Source organism: Acrocarpospora pleiomorpha, from assembly GCF_009687885.1.
Taxonomy (GTDB): domain Bacteria; phylum Actinomycetota; class Actinomycetes; order Streptosporangiales; family Streptosporangiaceae; genus Acrocarpospora; species Acrocarpospora pleiomorpha.
This window is the reverse complement of sequence record NZ_BLAF01000004.1, coordinates 511157-532335: the sequence shown is the minus strand read 5'-3', so window position 1 is coordinate 532335 and position 21179 is coordinate 511157. Positions and strand designations below refer to the sequence as shown.

Here is a 21179-nt window from a genome sequence, read left to right as displayed (position 1 = left end):
TGAGTCCCATGCCACGCAAGCAGGACAACGCGCCCGCCGACCACGCCCAGGCCCAGCGTGAGCGGGACGCGGGTGAGCATCTTCTGGACCTGGGCGCGGACGCGCTCGACGCCCGTCCGTGGCGGCCCTCGCCCGTCCCGCCGTCGGCGGTCGACCTTGTGCAGTTCGCCGTCTGGCGCAACGCCGACCTGGACCCGGAGGGCATCCTGAGCGCGCTCACCCTCCTGCCCGCCGCACGCGCCGAGGTCGAAGGACTCGAATCCGCCCTGCTGCTCATGGCCCGGAGCGCGGGACTGACCTGGGCACAGATGGCGCACGCGATGGGATTCAACTCCCCCCAGGCGTGCCAGCAGCACTTCACCCGCCTGACCGCACGACAGGACGCCGACTCGTGACGCCAGACTCGCCGCCCGCCCTCCTGGTCCTGCACTCCGTGCGCATCACCGGGTTCGCGGACACCCCGGTGATCGCCCAGCGGTACGGCCTGGATGCGGCCGAGACGAAAGAGATGCTGCTCGACGCCGAGGCTCGTGGCTGGGTCGAGCACGCCGCCTTCGCCGGCACCGGAGGCTGGTCGTTGACCGAACCGGGCCGAGCCGAGAACGAGCGCCGGCTCGCGGACGAACTCACCAGCGTGGGCGGCGCCGACAAGGTCCGCGACGTCTACCGCGAGTTCCTCCCGCTGAACGCCCTCCTGCTACGAGCCTGCACCGACTGGCAACTCCGGCCCACCGCCGGCGATCGGCTCGCCGTCAACGACCACTCCGATCACGCCTGGGACGCCCGAGTCCTCAACGAGCTCGCCGCCATCGACCGCGCGCTCACGCCACTCGCCGACCGGCTCGGGAGCGTCCTCACCCGGTTCCGCGGCTACGACACACGATTCACCACAGCCCTGGCGCGCGCCCGAGCCGGGGAGGGCATCTGGGTCGACCGCACCGACGTCGACTCCTGCCATCGTGTCTGGTTCGAACTCCACGAAGACCTCATCGCCACACTCGGCCTCGACCGGCACACGGAACCCTGACCCCACGCACCGCCACCCCCGCATCCACGATCGTGGGGCCGGACCACGCGTAGAAGCCGAGCCCCGAGGCGGGAACCAGGACCTGCTTGGCCACGTGCTCAACCACGTCCAGGGATCACACGGGAACCGGCGGTGCTGCGTGTAGAAGGGGGTTGAGACTGGTAAAGATCGATGATCGTGTGATCTGTATTCCTCACCCTGTCTCGGTTCGTTGTCGCAGACAGTGAATGGCGGCATCGCCCGGCTCCGCCTGCCGCTGGGCAGCCCGGATTCTGGAGCCGTGTCAGGCATCTGACCGCCGACTAGACTCTCGGTGTGTTCGATTCGCCTGACCTCGATACATCGTCTTATGCCGATTTCGACACACCGGCGTATGTGCGGCACACGTACAACAGCTGGGACAACGCCGGTTGGCGGTCGCTGCTGGTACAGAGTTTTGACCACGCGTCCGAAGCCGAGCATCTTCCGCTGCCCGCGGTGTCTGACCTGCATATCGTGCTGTGCCTAGCGGGGAACGCGGACGTTCGGCTGTACGCCGGCGGCAGGCCCGTTGAGCGGCGGTGGGTGCCGGGCCACCTAGAGCTCATGGTTCCCGGGCGCGCCACCTCCTTCACTTATCGGGCGACGTCTAGGTTGCGGACCGTCCAGGTGCACATTCCCTCAGCGGCCGTCCGGGAGGCTGCGCAGGCGCTGGGCGGTCGTGAGCCTGACTTCGAGGGGCTGTCCGCCGCCCTTCGGGCGGGAGATCCAGTCGTCGAACAGCTTCTTCGTGCGCTGCCGGGCACCGGCGGCGCTGGCGACCTGTACGCGGAGTCCGCTGCGGCGTTTCTCTCGACGCACGTGCTGACTCTCGGCAGACACATGCGCCTGCCCGGTCCCGAGCATGCCGCCGTCCGGGCGAGCATCGCCATCATGCGAGATCGCCTGGCGGAATCTCTGACGCTGGCCACGATCGCCGCCGAGGTCCATTTGAGCGTGTACCACTTTGTCCGTGTTTTCCGGCAGGCTACCGGCGAGACACCGCACCGGTACCTCTCCCGGTTACGGATCGAGCAGGCGCGGCGGCTACTGTCCACCAGCTCCCTCAGCATCGAGCAGATCGCCCCGCGGTGCGGGTTCGCCACTCCGGGCGCGTTGTCGTCGGCCTTCCTGCGCCATACGGGTGTCCGCCCCGCGACCTACCGCAAGAACTGATCGATCGACGGCAATCGCCCGCATGTCCAGCGAAGTCGGCAGCTTCTACGTTTAGGTGCATGCCGTACTCCTATGGCGTGACTGCACGCTCGCAGGCTGCTCCTGACGCCGTCTTCGCGGCGCTCGCCCGTGCGGCCACCTGGCCCCGGTGGTCGCCGATCGACTCCGCCGATGTCGAGAGCGGCGACCCTGAGGACCGGCAAGAGGTCGGCGACACCAGGATCTTCCGCAGCGGCCGCAGCGTCTCCCGGGAGCGGATCGTCGAACTGATCGACAATCGGCGGTTCGTCTACGACAGCGTGAGTGGGCCCTTCCGTTCGTACCGCGGGACCATCGATCTCGCCCCGGTGCCCGGCGGGGGCACGCACATCACGTGGTCTGCCACCTTCAACCCAAAGATGCCGCTCTCGGGTGGTTTCTGGCAGTGGTATCTGACCCGCTTCATGCAACGCATGGCTGACGGTCTCGCCGCATACGCGAACGCCACCGATGGGTGATCAGCACCTCCCCATGGTGGCGGCGAAGTCCGAGGCGCAACGCGTCCCCCGCCGCGGCCGGCAGTCGTTCCTCGACCACCCGAGACAATGAAGGGACACACGATGTCCACGACGAGAGCACGCTCCATCCGCAGCCGGAGGTGGTGGGCGTTGTGGGGGCTGATGGCAGTGTCCGCGGTCGGCTTCGCCGTCCAGTCGGTACCGCCGTACCTGAGCGGAGACGCGGCCGACGCCGTATTGCCGCTCAACCCGGATGTGGCGCTGCACTACCTGTCCCTGACGGTGCACGCCGTCCCAGGTGGCCTCGCCCTGGCCCTCGGGCCGTTGCAATTCGTCAACCGCCTCCGCGTCCGCCGGCCCACGCTGCACCGCGTCGTCGGCCGGGTATACATGATGTCCATCGTGATCGCGTCCATCGCGGCCGCGGTCGCCGCCGCGGTCACGATCAGCGGCTTCGCGGTCCAGGTCGCGTTCTCCATCCTCGTGATGGCGTGGCTGTACACCCTGGCCATGGCTTACCGGAGCATCCGCCGCGGCGAGGTGCAACTGCACCGGATCTGGATGATCCGTAACTACGCTCTGACGTTCGCCGCGGTCACCCTACGCGCCTACCTGCTCCTCGGCCTGCAACTGTCCCCCTCGATGGAGTTCGAGGCGATCTACACCGCCGCCGTATGGGCGTCCATCCTGGGTAACGTCCTCGTAGCCGAGTACTTCATCGTCCAGCGCATGCTGGCCCCCTTGGCCCGTCGTCAGCAGCGCCGGGACGCCCCACTGCTCTCCACACCGGTATGACAGCCTCGCCGGGCGGCTCGTGCGGTAGCCGCCGGTGGCGGGGACGGCATCCCCCCGAGGTTAAAGCCAGCCCTTGCTGGTTAGTGGCCTTCGAACATCGGAACGAAAAGTCCCGCCAAGGCGAGGTAGCTGAACCCGGTCAGTACGGACGTCTCGGAACGTTCCCGGGCAGCCGCCCGCGGTGTGGGTGAAGGAGACCCCGAATAGCCGGACGCGTTCGAGGAGGTTCCATGCCCGCCGTGGCGACAGCCGCGTACATTGTGATCAGCGCCGCGTCCGCCTCGCACCCAGCCTGTTCACCACGCGACTCTTTTCCCCAAGGCTCCGAGCAGAGGCCCCATGACGGCCACACCGCGCTTGCTGTGATGGCCCCAGCGACATCAACCCTTCACGAAGCGCCCGAGGTGTCGGCGCAGTCACCGCATCGACCGAACACCTCGAGCGCATGTCGCGTCACCACGAAACCATGGGCATCGGCGACGTCATGCAGCCAGGACTCATCAGGCGGCTCCTCGAGAACCTACGGAGCCGACGACGGTTGCTGGCCACCTCACCTGGACAGTGGCTCCTCGCAAGGTTGCTCATTCGTATGAGTTACTGGTATCAACGAGGTAGTGAGCCAGTGAGATTGGCGCGGGCTCAATTAGATGACCTCGAGACTGAGAGACAGTGATGGCCAAGAGGACGCGAGCTCCCCGACAGAGCGACATCGCGCGGCTCGCCGGCGTCACTCAGTCCACGGTCTCGCTCGTGCTCAATGGTCGCGCGGCGGAGGAGTCCATCCCGCAGACGACGCAGGATCGCGTCCACGCGGCCGTCAAGGAACTCCAGTACGTCCCGAACGTCGCGGCCACCTCGCTGCGCGGGGGGCGCAACGGTCTGATCGGAGTCCACACCTTCGAGCCGGTGTTCCCCGTGGCCTCCGACGACTACTACCACCCGTTCCTGGTGGGGATCGAAGAGCAGGCCGTCGAGCTCAAGGTCGACCTCGTGCTGTTCGCGTCCACGCAGGGCGACGACGGGACCCGCAGGATCTACGCCAACGGGACCAACCGGCTTCGTCTGGCCGACGGAGCGGTGATGCTGGGTATGGAGCAGAACGAGGAGGAACTGGTCCGCCTCGCCTCCGAGCAGTACCCGTTCGTGTTCATCGGGCGACGAGACGGTGCGAGCGCGCAGCTCCCGTATGTGGCCCCCGATTACCACCAGGCGCTCGCCTCGGTCCTCGAGCCCCTCGCCGAGGCCGGCCACCGCCGCATCGCCTATCTCGGAGAGACCGCGCGCAGGAACCCGCAGGAGGCGCGCTACGAGGGCTTCCGTGCGCATGTCGCCCGCCTGGGCCTCGGCTCCGGCGACCCGCTGTTCATCGCGCCGGACGAGCTGAACGCCGAGGTGTTCCACGGGATCCTCCGCGAGGGCTCCACCGCGCTGGTGATCGAGAACCACGACTCCGCGACGATACTGGCCGCCATCGCGCAGGCCGTCGGGCTCGACATCCCCCGCGACCTCTCGGTCGTGGTGCTCGACACCGTGCCCGACGTGTCGCCTGCGCGCATCTGGAGCCAGATCCGGATACCGCGCCGCGCACTCGGTCGTCGCGCCATCTCCGTGCTCATGGAGCTGCTCGACGGGACCATCCCGAACACCTACCACGAGTTGCTCCCGGTCGAGCCGCCCTCGACGGCGACCATCACCAGCCCCCACACGTCCCGCTCGGCCATCCCGACCTGAGCGGAGCTGCACCCTGCACCCTGCATCAAGACCGAGTAGTTCTCTACTCATACGAAAAAGGAAATCCAATGAAGGCTCATGCTCCACGACGCGCCCAGCGCTGGGTCGGCGTCACCGCGCTGACGATCGGCGCGGTCCTGCTCGCCGGATGCACCTCGGCGCCGACCGACGACGCATCGCCGAGCGGCGACGGGTTAAAGGGGAAGACTCTGACCGTCTGGTTCCCCGGGACCAACCAGACCGAGATCGACCTCGTCACCGGACCGATCGCCAAGGCGTTCGAGAAGGAGACGGGCGCGAAGCTCGACGTCACCTTCGTCGACTGGGGCGACCTGTCCACGAAGCTGAACGCCGCGTTCGCCGCGGGGACCGCCCCGGACGTGTTCGGACACGGTCCGGCCGCGATCGCCGACTTCGTCGTCAACGACCGGCTCGAGCCCCTCGACGACTATCTCGCCAAGCTCGACTCGGCAGACCGAGAGGACATGGCCGCCGCCCTGCCGGGCGGACAGGTCGACGGCGTGCATTACCTGATGCCGCTGTCCATGCAGGGCAGCTTGATCGTGTACGACGCAGCCGACTTCACCGCCGCCGGGCTCGACCCCGACGCGCCGCCGAAGACGTGGGAAGAAGTGCGCGCCGCCGCGGAGAAGCTCACGGTGCGTGACGGCGACACCATCACCCGCTCCGGGCTGCTGGTGCCCAGCCAGGCGATCGGCCGACAGCAGACGTTTGCCGCACTGCTGGGATCGGCGGGGGGATCCCAGTTGAACGAGCAGGGCACCGAGGCCACGTTCAACTCCAAGCAGGGTGTCCAGGCGCTCGAGTTCTTCACCGATCTGTTCGCCGGTCCCAACGCAGTCTCGGCGAACCTCGGCGCGGACTACATCAACGCGCCGGCCGCGCAGCAGCCGATCGTTCTCGACACGGCAGCGATGGAGATCCAGTCGGCCAGCGGCGCGAACCAGATCGTCGCCGCGGCCCCCGACCTGGACCTTCGTGTGATGGATGCCCTGCCCTTCGAAGGGCAGGATGAGGGCTCCGCTCTGGGCGGATCGGGCCCCGGCCTGATGATCAACGCCGACAGCAAGGTGAAGGACCTCGCGTGGGCATTCATCTCGTACATGCTCGACCCTGAGGTCGGCGCCGAGTACACCGAGGGCATCGGCGCTGTTCCGGTACGCGCGTCTGCGGCTGAGACGGCCTACGTGAAGGACAACCCAGTGCTCCAGGTGTTCGTGGCGAACGCGCCGAACTTCAAGCCCAACCCGAATGTTCCGGGCTGGGTGCAGGCGCGAGACACGCTGGACAAGCACCTCGAGCAAGCGCTGAACGGCGTCGTGACCGCGCAGGAGGCACTGGACCAGGCGAAGGTCGAGGTCGACAAGGTCCTCGAGCGGAGCCGGTAGGAGCCTCTCCTCGTGTCGACCAGCACCCCCCGCACCACTTCGCCCCGCCCCGGACGCCGTCGCTGGAACCGCCTGCAGCTCATCGGTCTGCTGTTCGTGCTTCCCGCGGGCCTGTACATCCTGATCTTCCAGATGATCCCGGTCGTCTACGGGTTCATTCTCAGCTTCACCGACTACAACCCCATCCGCCGGGGCGGCCCCGAGTTCACCGGCGTCGACAACTACGCCGAACTCATCAGCAACCCCGAGTTCGGCAACGCGCTGCTGGTCACCGGGCGGTACGTGCTGCAGGTCCTGCCGCTGACGGTCGTCATCGCCCTCGTTCTCGCGCTGCTGGTGAACCGGCCGTTCCGCGGAGTCGGCCTGTTCCGCTCCGCGCTCTACCTCCCGCACATCGTCTCCCTGACCGTCGTGAGCCTGGTCTGGCTGTGGATGTACTCTCCGAACGGCCTGTTCAACGACATCCTCGCCACGTTCGGCCTTCCGCAGCAGACGTGGCTGCTGGATGCCGACACGGCGCTCAACGCCGCCTCGGCCATGCGGATCTGGAAGGCGCTCGGCAGCAACATGGTCCTCCTGCTGGCCGGTCTGCAGTCCATCCCTCGCGACCTGTATGAGGCCGCCCGCGTCGATGGCGCCGGTCGCTGGAACACCTTTCGCTACGTCACGCTCCCAGGGCTGCGGCCGATGCTCGTCTACGTCGTGACGATGGACATCGTCTTCCTCGCGCAAGGATTCGCCGAGATCTATGTCCTCACTAAGGGTGGGCCTCTGGGGTCGACCACGACCGTGAACTACCTGATCTACGCCGAGGCGTTCCAGTACAACCAGCTCGGATCGGCGTCGGCGATGGCGTTCGTGCTGTTCGCGTTCATCGTCGGGTTCTCTGCGCTCTCCGTCCGCTCGCTCGTTGGGAGACAGAAGTGACCGTCACGCGACCTATGGCGACCACCTCACGACGCACGACGAGGATCAAGGGCACGTCGCGCGTGCCGGCCATGATCTTCCTCTACGTCTTGTCGTTCCTGGTTGTCGTGCCTTTCCTGTGGATGATCAGCCTGGCCTTCACGCCGAACAACGAAGCGTTCGGTTCCGTCTCGCTGATCCCCGCTAACCCCACACTGGAGAACTTCGGCACGGCGTGGACGGACGCCAACCTCGCGCGGGCCATGCTCAACTCGACGATCGTCGCCGTCGGTGTCGTGGCATGCAACAGCGTCTTCTCGGTCCTCGCCGGCTACGCGTTCGCACTGATGCCGTTCCCCGGCAGCTTCGGCATCTTCCTCGGGATCGTCGCCACCACAGCGATCCCTGTCTCCGTGACTCTCATACCGCTGTTCCTGATGGCGCGCGGGATACCGCTGGCGGGAGGCAACGACATCCTCGGGCAAGGCGGCAGCGGGCTCCTCGACACCCTTGTCGGGGTCATGCTCCCGTACCTGGTCCTGCCGATGAACATCTTCCTCGCTCGTCAGTACTTCAGCACGGCATCCCCTGCGCTCGCCGAAGCAGCACGCATCGACGGCGCTGGCGAGTGGCGAATCTTCCGCTCCATCTACCTGCCGCTGGCGAAGCCGCTGATCGCTGTCGTCGCGATCTTCTCCTTCGTCGGCGTCTGGGACGACTTCCTCTGGCCGCTGGTGGTGACCAACACGGAGAGCTCCCAGACCGTGCAGCTGGCGCTGGCACGATTCCTCGCCAGCGGCAACATCCAGTACGGCCCGCTGATGGCCGGCGCGGTCATCGCGACCATCCCCGTCGTCGTCCTCTTCCTGTTCAACCAGCGCGCGTTCGTGGCCGGACTGGCCGACGGCAGCGTCAAGGGCTGACCGGCCCGACCCCTCGAAAGGAATCCTTTGCACACCTCCGCCATCTCCACAGATCTCCTCGTCGTCGGCGGGGGGCTCGGAGGCGTCGCGGCGGCGCTCACCGCCGCGAAGCTCGGACGCCGGGTCGTCCTCGCCGAACGCTCGACGTGGCTGGGCGGACAGCTGTCCACGCAGGCTGTGCCGCCTGACGAGCACCAGTGGATCGAGACCTCTCTGACCTCGCCCAGCTATCGGGCGCTGCGGGAGGCGATTCGCGGTCACTACCGGCGCGCGTACCCGCTCACCGAGGACGCCGCCGGGATCGAGCATCTCAATCCCGGGATGGGCTTCGTCTCGCGGATCTGCCACGAACCACGCGTCGGGGCCCTGGCGGTGGAGGAGATCCTCTCGGCGCACATCGCATCCGGGGCGATCACCGTGCTGCGCGAGCACACCGCGGTCGACGTGCGCCGGGATGGGCGACGGATCACGTCGGTGACGCTTCGCGCGCCGAACGGCGATCAGCTCGAGGTGCGCGCGACCCTGGTCGCCGATGCGACGGAGGAGGGCGACCTCATCGAGCTGGCCGGACTGCCGGTGGTCATCGGCGCGGAGGGGAAGGACGAGACCGGGGAGCTGCACGCCCCCGACGTCGCCGACGTCCACGACCAGCAGGCGGTCAGCTGGTGCGTCGCCCTGGAGTACCGCCCGGGGGAGGACCACACCATCCCCCGGCCCGACGGCTACGAGCACTGGCGCGACACCATCGACCCGCGCTGGCCCGGATCCCAGCTGTCCTGGGAGGACGTGGTCCCCGACACCCTGCAACCGCGGGTGCGCCCGTTGTTCGCGCAGTCCCCGGAGGAGGCGATCCGCACGCGTGCGGACGATCTCTGGCAGTACCGGCGGATCCTCGCCAGGCAGCTGCTGGACCCGGCCTTCACCGGCGGGGAGATCACCCTGGTCAACTGGCCGCAGATCGACTACTGGGAGCTGCCGCTGCACGGCGTGAGCCCGCAAACCCGTGAGAAGGCGCTGGAGGGCGCGCGCTCTCTCACCCGCAGCTTCGTGCACTGGATGCAGACCGAGGCGCCCCGCCACGACGGCGGGTTCGGCTACCCGGAGCTGCGTCCCCGCGGGGACGTCACGGGCACGGCCGACGGTCTCGCGAAGGAGGTGTACATCCGGGAGTCGCGGCGTATCCGCGCCCTGTTCACTGTCACCGAGGGACACATCGGCCGCCAGATGCGCGGTGCTGACGCGGGAAGCGCGATCTTCGCGGACAGCGTCGGCATCGGCTACTACCGCATCGACCTGCACCCCAGCACGTCGGGGCGCAACTACGTCGACATCGACTGCTTCCCCTTCCAGATCCCCCTCGGCGCGCTGATTGCGGCCGACGCCGACAACTTCGTCGCCGCGAACAAGAACATCGGTACCACCCACATCACCAACGGCGCATACCGGCTGCACCCGGTGGAGTGGTCGATCGGCGAAGCCGTCGGCGCCCTGGCCGCGCGCGTCGTGGAGACCGGTCTGGACCCGGCGCAGATCCGTGAGGACCTGCGGCAGCTGACGCAGCTTCAGCGGGTGCTCGCCGAGGATCTCGGGGTGTCCCTGGCCTGGCCGGAGCAGACCCGCACCGGCGGGGCTGCGTTCGACCGTGTCCCGATGCCGTCTGATGACGCGGCGCCGGCTCCCGCGCCGGCGGGGGTGTAGCAGAGATGCTCACCGACCTCGACGAGGCAGGGCTGCTCGACTACCTCGGCGCCGTGGTCGACCCGGAGGACTTCGGAGCGATTGGGAAGAGCAAGAGATGAGACTGCGACGAACCGACGTGCGCGACGGCTGGACCCTTCTCCACCTGGAAGGAACGGCGCCCGTCGGGGTGGGTGGCGTGCGCGTCCCGGCCGAGGTCCCCGGCACCGTGCACACCGCGTTGCACGCCGCCGGCATCACCGAGGATCCCTACCTGGACGATCAGGAGTCCGCTCAGGCGTGGATCGGTCGGTCACGGTGGCGATACCGCACCGACTTCGATCTGGACGATCTCGGCCCCGGACTCGACCTCGTCTTCGACGGCATCGACACGGTCGCCACGGTTCGGCTGAACGGTCACGAGCTCGGCCGCCCCGAGAACATGCACCGCAGCTACCGGTACGACATCCGAGCCGCCGCGCGGCGCGGATCGAACGCCCTGGAGGTCGACCTCGAGTCGCCCGTCCGCGAGGCCGACCGCCGCTCGCTGGAGCTGGGATACCGGCCGCATGTGAACCCCCACCCGTTCAACGCGCTGCGCAAGATGGCATCCAGCTTCGGCTGGGATTGGGGAATCGACACGGCCAGCGTCGGCATCTGGCGTCCGGTGCGGGTGGAGCGGTGGACCGCGCGGCTGAGCGACGTGCGCCCCGTCGCCACCGTGGAGGGTTCGCTCGGGCTGCTTGCTTTGCACATCGATGTCGCCCGCGCCGATCGCGATCGGCGCCTTGCCGTCTCCGTGACGATCGGGGGCCGAACGATCCGCGCCGATCTGGGCCGGGACACCGACCGGATCGTGGTCGACGTGGAGGTTCCCGACGTGCGGATGTGGTGGCCTCGCGGGCACGGGGACCCCGCGCTCTACGACGTCACGGTCGCCCTGATCGATGTCAGCGACCCCGCATCTGAGACGGTGCTCGACGTGCGCGACCAGCGTATCGGGTTCCGCACGGTCCACCTCGACACGACACCCGACGAGCACGGCACTCCGTTCACGGTCCAGGTCAACGGTCGCCGCATCGAGGTCCGCGGCGCGAACTGGATCCCCGACGACGCGTTCCCGCACCGGGTCATCCGTGACCGCTACGCCGCCCGCATCGGTCAGGCCAAGTTCGCCGGGCTGAACCTGTTGCGCGTCTGGGGAGGTGGCATCTACGAGTCCGACGACTTCTACGATCTCTGCGACGAGCGAGGGATCCTCGTGATGCAGGACTTCCTGTTCGCGTGCGCCGCCTACGCCGAGGAGGAGCCGTTGCGCGGCGAGGTCGAGGCGGAAGCGCGTGAAGCGGTCACTCGCCTCGCCGGGCATCCGTCGCTGGTGATCCTCAACGGCAACAACGAGAACCTCTGGGGCCTTCACGAGTGGGGCTACGTCTCGCGGCTGGACGGCGCCACGTGGGGGGCGTGGTACTACCACGACCTCCTGCCCAGGATCGTCGAGGAGCTCGCACCGCACATCGGATACACCCCCGGAAGCCCGTTCACCCCCGCCAGCAGCGGGCTCGGCGACGACCCGGATCACAACGACCCGCGTCACGGCAGCATCCACATCTGGGACGTGTGGAACGAGAAGGACTACCTCGACTACCTCGACTACACACCGCGGTTCGTGGCGGAGTTCGGCTGGCAGGCACCACCGGCCTGGGCGACGCTGACGCGTGCCGTCTCCGATGACCCGCTCACGCCGGAGTCTCCGGGCATGGTCGTCCACCAGAAGGCCATCAACGGCAACGACAAGCTCACCGACGGGCTGCTCCCGCACCTGCGGCTGCCGAACGACATGTCGGACTGGCACTGGGCGATGCAGCTCAATCAGGCGGCCGCGATCCGCACCGGGATCGGATGGTTCCGCTCCCGCGCGCCGATCTGCTCCGGCACCATCGTCTGGCAGCTCAACGACTGCTGGCCGGTGACCTCCTGGTCGGCCGTCGACGGTGACGGGCGCGCGAAGCCGATGCTCTATGCGCTGCGACACGTCAACCGGGAACAGCTGGTCACGATCCAGCCCGCTCCGGACGGTCTCGAGGCGGCGATCCTCAACGACACCGACCAGCGATGGGACGGCGAGCTGCTGCTGGAACGCAGAGACTACGAGGGCGCGATCCTGGCAGAGGCCGCCATCGCGGTCGCCGTCGGACCCCGCAGTGCGCAGCGCGTCCGGATCCCCGACGAGATCGGCACCGCCTCCTCCCCGGAACGGGAACTGGTCGTCGCGGCCCTCCACGGCGTCCGCGCCCTCTGGTTCTTCGCCGAGTACCGAGACAGCGCGCTCGCGTCGGCGTCGTTCCGCGCCGAGGTGAGCAGGATCCCGGAGGGATACGAGCTGACCGTCCAGGCCAGAACGCTGATCCGGGATCTCACCCTCCTCATCGACAAGGTCGATCCGGCGGGGTTCGTCGACGACGCCCTCATCACGCTGCTGCCCGGGGAGCAGACCACGCTGCGGATCCACAGCACCGAGGAGCTGGACCTCGAGACCCTCAGCTCGCCCGACGTGCTCCGATCCGCGAACCAGCTCGTTCCGTCAGTCCAGGTGATGCCCGAACGACCACATGTAAGGGCGTAGCCCGCGCGGTCCCAGAGACCGTCTGGCACAACTTCATCGAGCTCATTTCGATTCACACCGATTCCCTAGGAGGTTGATCATGGAAGATCAGTCCGTTCCCTCAGCGTTTCGTCTGTCCCTCTCCCGCCGACAGACCCTCATCGGCATGGCCACGGGAGCAGCGGTGTTCACCCTGGCGCTGAACACGGCAAGGCCCGCGCTCGCCGCGACATCCGAGACCGGCGGCCCGCTGGCCGATGTCATCCCGTTGCCACCCGGTGCCCCCGACCGCAGTCTCTTCGCTGCGGCTGAGCAACGACTGGCCCCGTATCTGGCCGTGCTCGCGCCCTTGGCGAACGGGGTGGAGGATGAGGACCCGAACACGTACGGGTTCATGAGGGGCGGGTTCTGGCGGTCGCCGGCCGAACCGTTCAACGCCCGGGTGCAGGAGAACGTCTTCACCCTGTCGTGGTTCCACGCGAACGCCCGGAGCTGGAACCCCTACACGGGTGACCCCGCGCTGCTGGCGCGCCTGGACGCCGCCATCGGCCACTATCTCAAGCTGCAGAAGCCAGAGGGCTGCTGGCCGGAGTACTCCGCCGGAGAGCTGTCACGACCCGCGACGGGCTTCGCGCTCGGCTTCCTCACCGTCACGCTCGTGGAACTCCAACGCACCGGCACACTGCCCGAGACCCAAAGCAAGATTATCGCCGCCCTCCGCAAGGCCGCGGACTGGTTCCTGGACCCGGCCAACCCGAGGGTCTGGTCGAACCCGATCCCGTACACCAATCAGGTCGCCGGGGGCCTTCTGGGGATCGCGGAAGCACTGCCGTTGCTCGGCGATCCCACCCTGGCCACCCGTCTCAACGAGCGGATCGACGTGCTCGCCCGGGACGGACTGAGCCCCGTCGGCTACTTCTACGAGCAGAACGGAAACGACCTGGGGTACTCGCTCGGTGTCATGACGCCCGACCTGGCGGCGCTCTACGAGACCACCGGCTCGCCCGTCGTGAAGCAGATGCAGGAGACGTACTACGAGTGGATCCGGTACAACTTCGTGCGCGAACCCGACGGCGCCGGCTGGTTCTGCAACGTCGCGACGTCGTCGCGCACCTCCCTCTACATCCTCGACGACGTGAAGGACGACAGCTACAAGGCGGACATCAACTCCCTGTGGACGTCCAGCATCCCCGCCTCGGCGGCCTTCACGACGGCCCAGGAGGACAAGGCGGCGCTGAGGGCAGAATGGGCGGCGTCGACCGAACCGGTGCCGCAGCCGCCGGCAGGCCAGGTCGATCCGCAGGTGGTGCGCCTCTCCACCTACCCCGAGAGATTCCCCACCCGCGCTGACAAGGATGCCGCGATCAGCACCATGCCCTACCTGACCTCCGACAGCTTAGTGGAGTTCCGGACCGATCCGCGCGGGCAGCAGTTCCTCTTCGTCCGAAAGCCCCCCTACTACTTCGGGGGCCTGTTCGGCGTCCGTGCCACATCCCGGGTCCAGAGCGGGCTGAGTTTCCTCTGGCACCCGGATGCCGGCATGCTGCTCTACAGTACGAACAACTCCGTGGAAGGGTGCTGGGGCACGCATCGTTCCGACCGGTTCACCAGCATCGACTCCAACGGGAACCTGTCCGCCCGGTACTTCCGGGGCGATCCGGCCCAGAACGATGAGCTTGCGCTCGACGAGGTGAGCTCAGCCGAGCATCTCGGCATCCGCTACACGACGCCGGACGGTCGACTCACGAAGGACGTCGATCTCCGCGCCGATGCCCTTCGCGTCAAGGTCACCGCGCTCCAGCACTCGACGGAGCGCATGCCTCTCGTGCTGCGCGGCGACGATCGTCTGACGCTGCTCGGTCCGGTGGAGACGGAGTGGACGCCGGGTGTCGACGTCGCGGGCGAGGGCACGGGGCTGCGCGTCCGGCGCGGTCGCACGGACATGGTCATCGAGTGGAACGCGACGCTGACGGCTCGAGTGGTGCCGAAGACGCAGACGTACTTCAAGGACGCCTCCCGGCGCCAGCACATGCTGCTCCTGCCGTTCGGCACCGAACTGGAGTACACGGTGCGCTTCGCGGACGTCGCGGCGCTCGACGTGACGGCAGCGGTCACGCCACGCACGCGCGGCGGGAAGGTGCACTTGTCGGTGGCGGCGACGAACGACAACACCTTCCCGGTGGACGTGGCGATCGCCACCGCCTACGGCGACAAGACGTTCAGGAACGTGGTCCCCGGCAAGACCGTGAGCGCGTCGATCAACACGCGGCTGACCTCCGTCCCCGCAGGCGTGGCCACCATCACCGCGACAGGCGTCGTGCACGGTGAGACCGTCACCGCGACCAGGTCCGCCGACTACGGAGCGTTCCCGGCCGCACCGTGACTCGCGGCACTGTCCGAACTCATCACCGAACACGGCTGGACTGCCAGGGACGAGCCCCGCTGAACAGCGCCTCATTGCTTAGCGGGATTTTGCGGCCGGATATGGTTACTCGCAGGTAGAGGCGTGCGTCGCCTCGGCGGTCGTCAGCCTTCGGGGTGACCGTCGTAGGCGCGGAGCTTGTATTCGGTGGTCTCCAGCGCGAGGGTGAGTTCTCGGATCTGTCGCTTGATACGGTCGCGCTGGTCGAGCATGATGCGCCTGCGTTCAGGGATCGTGCTCGCACCTTGCTCGATGAGCGCGATGTACCGCTTGAGGTCGTGCATGGTCATGCCCGACAGACGCATCCGTGTGAGGAAGACCAGACGACGCAGGTCGAACGCGGTGTACTCGCGGTACCCGGAAGCATTGCGGGCGGGTCGCACGAGGCCCTGCTGTTCGTAGTAGCGGAGCGTATGCGTGGACAGGCCGACGAGGCCGGCGGCCTCGGCGACGCCCTTCGGCGCCGTCGAGGCGTCGATCGTGGCGTCGTTCACCAGTTCGTGCAGCGTATCGATCACCGACGTGGACGGCTCGTCGCCGGTGGCGAGGATGCGTTCGATCAGCGCTTCGGTTGCCATGGACGACAGCGTAGGACGGTCAGAATGCACGCGCCGCAGGCGGCATCCCGGGGAAGTCCGCCGACTCGCTCATGGAAGCCCACTTCTGGACGTCGTCGAGCGCGCGCTGGTAGACGCGGGTGAGGTTGCGGACCGCCTCGGCTCCGAGCGGCAATCGCAGCGGCGCGTCGGCGGTGTCGAGCATGTCGCGGATCACGGTGGCAGCGCGGTCCGGGTCGCCTTCCTGGATGCCGTCGGCCTCCGCCATGTTCGTGCGCACGGCACCGATCACCTCGTCGTAGCTCGCATTCTGGTCCGCAGTGTTGAGCACGTCGGATGCGTTGAACTCGGTGCGGAAGCGGCTGGGCTCGACGATCAGCACGCGGATACCGAACGGCGCGACCTCGCCCGCGAGGGCCTCGGACCAGCCTTCCAGCGCGAACTTGCCGGCCGAGTAGCTGCCGACCGCGGGGAACGACATCCGGCCTCCCTGGCTGCTCATCTGCACGATCGCGCCCGAGCGGCCCTCCCGCATGTGCGGGAGGACCGCTCGCACGTAGGCGGCTGGGCCGAACAGGTGCTGTTCGAGCATGTCCCGCAGCTCGCGGTCCGTGATCTCCTCGGCAGCCCCGACCTGCCCGGCACCGGCGTTGTTGACGAGCACGTTGATCCGCCCGAACATGTAGAGGGCGCGCCGCACGACTGCGGCGGCCGCTGACGTGTCCCGCACATCGTGTTCAACCGCCACGAACCGATCTCCGTAGCGAGCCTTGAGCGCGTCGAACCGGTCAACGCGCCGCGCCGTCCCGACCACCTGCTCGCCGGCCCGCAGGGCGGCCTCGGCCAGCGCCAGTCCGAGGCCCGAACTCGCGCCGGTGATGATCCACGTCTTGATGTCGTTGGTTGTAGCCATGACCCCGACGGTAAAGATTCGAGCGCGCTCCAAGGCAAGTGGGCAACGAAAGACCGGTTGGGGCCGCGCCACCACAGAAGGAGCGACCGGTCCTCGTCAGGCGCGCGGGATCTCGGTCGGCAACCACTGACCTGCATGCGTCGTCGGTCAACCCCCTCGAACTTCAACAAGATTGCGAAGCCGAGTCGCGTGGCGTCCCGTTTCCGGCAATAAGGTCGCGCTCGACCCTCCAGCAGATCATGGCCATCAACTCCCTTGCCCAACGGGTTGGCACTGCCTGGAACCGACAATTTTTTTATTCCTTGACAGTTCTAGTTGTCGGTGGCTAGCGTGAAGGCATGTTCGACGTGGGAGTCATTGAGGAAGCCGGAGCGGCGGAGGTGGCGCTCGCCCCGATCCGGGCGCGGCTGCTGGCCCTGCTGGTCGAGCCGTGCTCGGCGACCAGCCTGGCGGCCGTCCTCGGGCTGCCCCGGCAGAAGGTGAACTACCACCTCAAGACCCTCGAATCGCACGGGCTCGTCGAGTTGGTCGAGGAGCGGCGTAAGGGCAACGTCACCGAGCGGGTGTTGCGGGCGACCGCCGCCTCGTTCGTGATCTCGCCGTCGGCGCTCGCGAGCGTACAGCCCGACCCGGCACGCTCACCCGACCGGCTTTCCGCGCGCTGGCTGCTGGCCATCGCCGCACGGCTGGTCAGGGAGGTCGGCCAGCTCATCACCGGCGCCTCGCGCGCCGGGAAGCCGGTCGCCACGTTCGCGCTCGACGGCACGGTGCGGTTCGCCTCCGCCGCCGACCGCGCCGCCTTCGTCCAGGAGCTCGCCACCGAGGTCACCGCCCTGGTGAGCCGCTACCACGACGAGAACGCCCCTGACGGCCGTGACCACCGGGTCATCGTCGCCATCCACCCGAGCATCAAGCCGCAGCCCGATAGCGGCCACGAGCAGACCAACTAAGGGAGTCCTGAAATGTCGCACGAATTCCAGCTGACCCACGACATCGACCTCGAAGCCACCCCCGAGCAGGTGTGGGCCGCCATCGCCACCGGACCGGGCATCGACTCCTGGTTCATGGGCCGCAACGAGATCGAGCCCCGCGAGGGCGGCGTCGCCACCATGACGATGCCCGGCTTCACCGCCGAGTCCACGGTCACCGCCTGGGACCCGGGCCGCCGCTTCGCCTATCGCGGCAAGGCCGCCGAAGACGGTTCGTTCATGGCCATGGAGTACCTCATCGAGGGCCGCGACGACGGCTCCACCACGCTGCGCTTCGTGCACAGCGGCATCCTGACCGGCGACTGGGAGGCCGAGTACGACGCGCTGAAGAAGGGCAACCCCCTCTACCTGCGGACCCTCGCCCAGTATGTCAAGCACTTCCCGGGCCGTACGGCGGTGCCGGTCTCCGCGTTCGGCCCGCAGCAGCCCGACCAGGACACGGTCTGGGCGGCCGTCACCCGCGCCACCGGGCTGTCCAAGGACGTCCGCGAGGGCGACGAGGTGCACTTCACGATCGACGGCGAACCGATCGACGGCGTGGTCGACACCGTGCTGGAGCCGTCGTTCCTGGGCGTGCGCACCGACGACGCGCTGCTGCGGTTCGTCGGCGGCGGCGGCATGGTGCTCACCGGCCACCACATCTTCCGCGACGTGGACCAGGCCACCGCCGAACGTACCTGGGGCGACTGGCTCGCCGCGGCGCTGGCATAGCCGGAGAAGGCCTCCGTACGGAACGAGCGCCGGTCACCGTCGACGCCTGACGAGTTCTCGTTCTGCGAGGAAGCGGACGACGATGAAGCCGATGCTCGCGGCAGCCACCGTCCAGACGATCGTCTTCCCTATGGTCTCGACTACCTCGTTCCTGCCGGGTGGGAGCACGATCATCTGGACGGTGGCGCCGACCGGCACGGTCAATCTCGCGAGCAGCCCGATCGTTCCCGGTCGCTTGGCGCATGCACCGACGGCACCCAAGGGCGCTCCGAAGATGACGCTGGTGATCCACCACACGAGTGGTTCGGCCCCGTACCAGGAGAAGTGTTCTGCGGTGCGGATGGTGTCCACGACGGAGTAAGCGGTCGTGGCCGCGAGCAGGGCCAGTGCACCAGCGGCAGCGCCCTGCGCCAGTGCGGTGGGATGGCTCTCCCCCGCGCGTGTGATCAGCCATCCCACCGCGACCGCCAATCCCGCCCAAGCCCAGCCGGAGTCGAGCAGCACGCTCACGATTTCCGCGATTGACCATCCGCTGGTGGTGTAGGCACGGCTTTCAAGGTCGGCGTAGCTGTGGGAGATGCCGTTCACGAGGGAGGTTGCCGCGCCGAACACCGCTCCGACCGTCAGGGCGCTCATCAGCATCTGCGCGAGGCGGGTCACTCGCGAGCGGTCCTGCCGTCGACCGCTATGTCGCTGATCGTCAGTCACGATGCCTTCCTACCAAACTCAGCCAGGTCAGCTGGTGCCGCCGGGGGAGATCAGGCCGGTCTCGTAGGCGACCACCACGGCTTGGACGCGGTCGCGCAGGCCGAGTTTGGACAGGATGCGCGCGACGTGGGTCTTCACCGTGGTCACGCTGAGGGTCAGCTGGTCGGCGAGTTCGGCGTTGCTCAGGCCCGTGGCGAGCAGGCGCAGGACGTCCAGTTCCCGGGGCGTCAGCTGGGAGAGGTCACGGTGGAGGGTGGGCTTCACGCTGTCGCGGCGGGCGAAACGTTCGACCAAGCGGCGGGTGATGGTGGGCGCGAGCAGGGCGTCGCCGGAGCGCACCAGGCGTACCGCGGCCACCAGGTGTTCGGGTGTGACGTCCTTGAGCAGGAACCCGCTCGCCCCCGCGGCGAGTGCGGCGTACACGTAGTGGTCGAGGTCGTAGGTGGTCAGGATCAGCACGCGGGTGTCCTCGGCGCCGCCCGCGAGGATCCGGCGGGTGGCTTCGAGGCCGTCCATCCGCGGCATGCGGATGTCCATGAGCACGACGTCGGGCCTGGTACGGCGGACCGCGGCGACGGCTTCGTCCCCGTCGGCGGCCTCGGCCGCCACTTCGATGCCGTCGGCGGCGAGGATCATGCGGAATCCCGTGCGTACCAGTGCCTGGTCGTCGGCGATGACGGCGCGCAACCGCTCGGTCATGTTGTCCTCCACGGGACGCGGGCCTGGATCCGGAATCCGCCTCCCACCGTCCGTCCGGCGTCCAGAGTCCCGCCGTAGACGGCGAGTCGCTCGCGCAACCCGATCAGCCCCCTGCCGTCGCCGGTCCGCGGCCCGGCGCTTCGTGCGCCGCCGGTGTCGGTCACCTCGATCTCCAGCCAGTCGCCGTCATGACCGATCGTCACGAACGCGGCGGCTCCGGCCGCGTGCTTGATCGTGTTGGTGAGGGCCTCCTGCACGACGCGGTAGGCGGCGAGGTCGATCCCGGGAGGCAGCGGCCCAGGCGGCGACACCTCGACGCTCACCGGCACGCCGGCGGCGCGGACCCGTTCCACCAGGGCGTCGAGCTGGTCGAGCCCGGGTTGGGGTTCGAGCCCGTCGGAAGGCCCGTCGAGACGCTCGCCGCCCGGGCCGGCGAGCAGGCCCATGACGTTGCGCAGTTCGGCCATGGCGGCCCGGCCGCCGGACTCGATCGCGAGCAGAGCCTGCTTCGACTGTTCCGGCTCCACGTCCATGACCTTGCGGGCCGCGCCGGCCTGGATCACCATCACGCTGACATTGTGGGTCACCACATCGTGGAGTTCGGCGGCGATCCGGGAGCGCTCCTCCGCGACGGCCCTGCGCATGGCGTTTTCCTGTGCCTGCCGCAGCTCATCGAGCCGATGCCGGCTGGCTCCCAGCTGTCGCCGCCAGAAATGGACGAAGCTTCCGAAGACGCCGACGCTCAGCAGGACGACGAACGGGCCCATCCAATTCGGGAGCGTAGGCGCGACGTCCCGGAAGGCGCCACCGGCGAGTCCGGCCGCGAGCACGAGGCCGCCCATTGCCAGGAATCGGTTACGGCTGTAGGCGACGGCGCCGTACGAGGCGACAGCGCAGGTCAGCACGGTGATCCAGGTCGCACTCGCGTATGTGGCCAGCGCTGCGGCCAGCACCACCCAGAAGGTGATGAGCGGGTACCGGCGCCGCGCCGCCAGCGGCAACGCCGTCAGCGCCACAAGGAACGCAGGCGGGTCGTCGGGCAGAGGCTGGTTGCCGGACGGGTTGCCAGGGGGCGGGGACAGGACGTCAGGAGGTGGTGGGAAATCGGTCGGGAGATCAGGAAGCGGCGGTGTGGGCGGGGTGGGGGGTCGGAGCCGTAAGTACTCGATCGCGTCGGGCTGATTCGCGATAGGGCCGATCACTGGATACCTCGCCGATACGGTCACCACGATGACCGTCAGGACGATCGCGACCACCACGTCGGCGGCGAGTGCTCTGCGAGACGGCCTTGGGAGTCCGTCGCCAGTGTCCCGGACGCCGAGCCGGTCCGGGCTGTCCAGGTCGAGCACATGCCGCCACCACGGTGGTCGTTCACCGGTCTCCACCGGCACATTGTCACGCCTGCCTGTCCCCTCC

The 21179-nt window shown here is 68.1% G+C and carries 19 protein-coding genes; 14 read left to right on the top strand and 5 right to left on the bottom strand.

Annotated elements, in window-relative coordinates; genetic code table 11:
• Positions 1-8 precede the first annotated feature (8 nt).
• The 12 genes from Aple_RS02530 to Aple_RS02475 all read left to right on the top strand — a co-directional run bounded on the left by Aple_RS02530 (position 9) and on the right by Aple_RS02475 (position 15147).
• A complete protein-coding gene (locus Aple_RS02530; protein ID WP_155342759.1) occupies positions 9-395 on the top strand; it encodes a DNA-binding protein in 387 nt (128 codons plus the stop codon).
• Entirely contained in the window at positions 392-1027 is a 636-nt protein-coding gene (locus Aple_RS02525; protein ID WP_155342758.1) for a transcriptional regulator, read from the top strand. Before Aple_RS02530 ends, Aple_RS02525 begins: the two co-directional genes overlap by 4 nt.
• A 315-nt stretch (positions 1028-1342) precedes the next feature.
• On the top strand, positions 1343-2221 hold the full coding sequence (locus Aple_RS02520; RefSeq protein WP_155342757.1) for an AraC family transcriptional regulator: 879 nt from the start codon (positions 1343-1345) through the stop codon (positions 2219-2221).
• A gap of 59 nt (positions 2222-2280) precedes the next feature.
• The gene (locus Aple_RS02515; protein ID WP_155342756.1) at positions 2281-2718 is read left to right on the top strand and encodes an SRPBCC family protein; all 438 of its coding nucleotides are present in this window, start codon (positions 2281-2283) and stop codon (positions 2716-2718) included.
• 102 nt (positions 2719-2820) lie between these two features.
• A complete protein-coding gene (locus Aple_RS02510; RefSeq protein ID WP_246264046.1) occupies positions 2821-3513 on the top strand; it encodes a DUF2306 domain-containing protein in 693 nt (230 codons plus the stop codon).
• Positions 3514-4185: 672 nt separating this feature from the next.
• A complete protein-coding gene (locus Aple_RS02505; RefSeq protein WP_155342754.1) occupies positions 4186-5244 on the top strand; it encodes a LacI family DNA-binding transcriptional regulator in 1059 nt (352 codons plus the stop codon).
• A gap of 68 nt (positions 5245-5312) precedes the next feature.
• Complete coding sequence (locus Aple_RS02500) at positions 5313-6653, top strand: ABC transporter substrate-binding protein (protein WP_155342753.1); 1341 nt, start codon at positions 5313-5315, stop codon at positions 6651-6653.
• A 12-nt stretch (positions 6654-6665) separates the two neighbouring features.
• Complete coding sequence (locus Aple_RS02495) at positions 6666-7580, top strand: carbohydrate ABC transporter permease (protein WP_155342752.1); 915 nt, start codon at positions 6666-6668, stop codon at positions 7578-7580.
• Positions 7577-8482 carry a carbohydrate ABC transporter permease gene (locus Aple_RS02490; RefSeq protein ID WP_155342751.1) on the top strand — a complete coding sequence of 302 codons (906 nt, stop codon included), beginning with the start codon at positions 7577-7579 and terminating at the stop codon, positions 8480-8482. The genes Aple_RS02495 and Aple_RS02490 overlap by 4 nt, the downstream gene beginning before the upstream one ends.
• Positions 8483-8509: 27 nt before the next feature.
• Positions 8510-10180 carry an FAD-dependent oxidoreductase gene (locus tag Aple_RS02485; RefSeq protein WP_155342750.1) on the top strand — a complete coding sequence of 557 codons (1671 nt, stop codon included), beginning with the start codon at positions 8510-8512 and terminating at the stop codon, positions 10178-10180.
• Positions 10181-10277: 97 nt separating this feature from the next.
• Positions 10278-12785 carry a glycoside hydrolase family 2 protein gene (locus Aple_RS02480; protein ID WP_155342749.1) on the top strand — a complete coding sequence of 836 codons (2508 nt, stop codon included), beginning with the start codon at positions 10278-10280 and terminating at the stop codon, positions 12783-12785.
• 145 nt (positions 12786-12930) lie between these two features.
• Positions 12931-15147: a hypothetical protein gene (locus Aple_RS02475; RefSeq protein ID WP_155342748.1), complete on the top strand. Its 2217-nt coding sequence runs from the start codon at positions 12931-12933 to the stop codon at positions 15145-15147.
• 143 nt (positions 15148-15290) lie between these two features.
• On the opposite strand, the gene Aple_RS02470 is transcribed toward Aple_RS02475, so the two are convergent.
• Together Aple_RS02470 and Aple_RS02465 are read right to left on the bottom strand one after the other, a co-directional pair.
• On the bottom strand, positions 15291-15764 hold the full coding sequence (locus Aple_RS02470) for a MerR family transcriptional regulator (RefSeq protein ID WP_155342747.1): 474 nt from the start codon (positions 15762-15764) through the stop codon (positions 15291-15293).
• Positions 15765-15783: 19 nt separating this feature from the next.
• On the bottom strand, positions 15784-16656 hold the full coding sequence (locus Aple_RS02465; RefSeq protein WP_155342746.1) for an SDR family NAD(P)-dependent oxidoreductase: 873 nt from the start codon (positions 16654-16656) through the stop codon (positions 15784-15786).
• A 338-nt stretch (positions 16657-16994) separates the two neighbouring features.
• Here Aple_RS02465 and Aple_RS02460 point away from each other — a divergent pair, with 338 nt between their 5' ends.
• Together Aple_RS02460 and Aple_RS02455 are read left to right on the top strand one after the other, a co-directional pair.
• Positions 16995-17606, top strand: coding sequence for an ArsR/SmtB family transcription factor (locus tag Aple_RS02460; protein WP_174889774.1), 612 nt, complete (start codon positions 16995-16997; stop codon positions 17604-17606).
• A gap of 12 nt (positions 17607-17618) precedes the next feature.
• On the top strand, positions 17619-18356 hold the full coding sequence (locus tag Aple_RS02455; RefSeq protein ID WP_155342745.1) for an SRPBCC family protein: 738 nt from the start codon (positions 17619-17621) through the stop codon (positions 18354-18356).
• Positions 18357-18389: 33 nt separating this feature from the next.
• Here Aple_RS02455 and Aple_RS02450 read toward each other — a convergent pair whose 3' ends face one another.
• The 3 genes from Aple_RS02450 to Aple_RS02440 form a co-directional block, all read right to left on the bottom strand.
• Positions 18390-19016, bottom strand: coding sequence for a hypothetical protein (locus Aple_RS02450; protein WP_246264044.1), 627 nt, complete (start codon positions 19014-19016; stop codon positions 18390-18392).
• 75 nt (positions 19017-19091) lie between these two features.
• A complete protein-coding gene (locus tag Aple_RS02445) occupies positions 19092-19763 on the bottom strand; it encodes a response regulator (protein WP_155342743.1) in 672 nt (223 codons plus the stop codon).
• Positions 19760-21148 carry a sensor histidine kinase gene (locus tag Aple_RS02440; RefSeq protein ID WP_246264042.1) on the bottom strand — a complete coding sequence of 463 codons (1389 nt, stop codon included), beginning with the start codon at positions 21146-21148 and terminating at the stop codon, positions 19760-19762. The genes Aple_RS02445 and Aple_RS02440 overlap by 4 nt, the downstream gene beginning before the upstream one ends.
• Positions 21149-21179 lie beyond the last annotated feature (31 nt).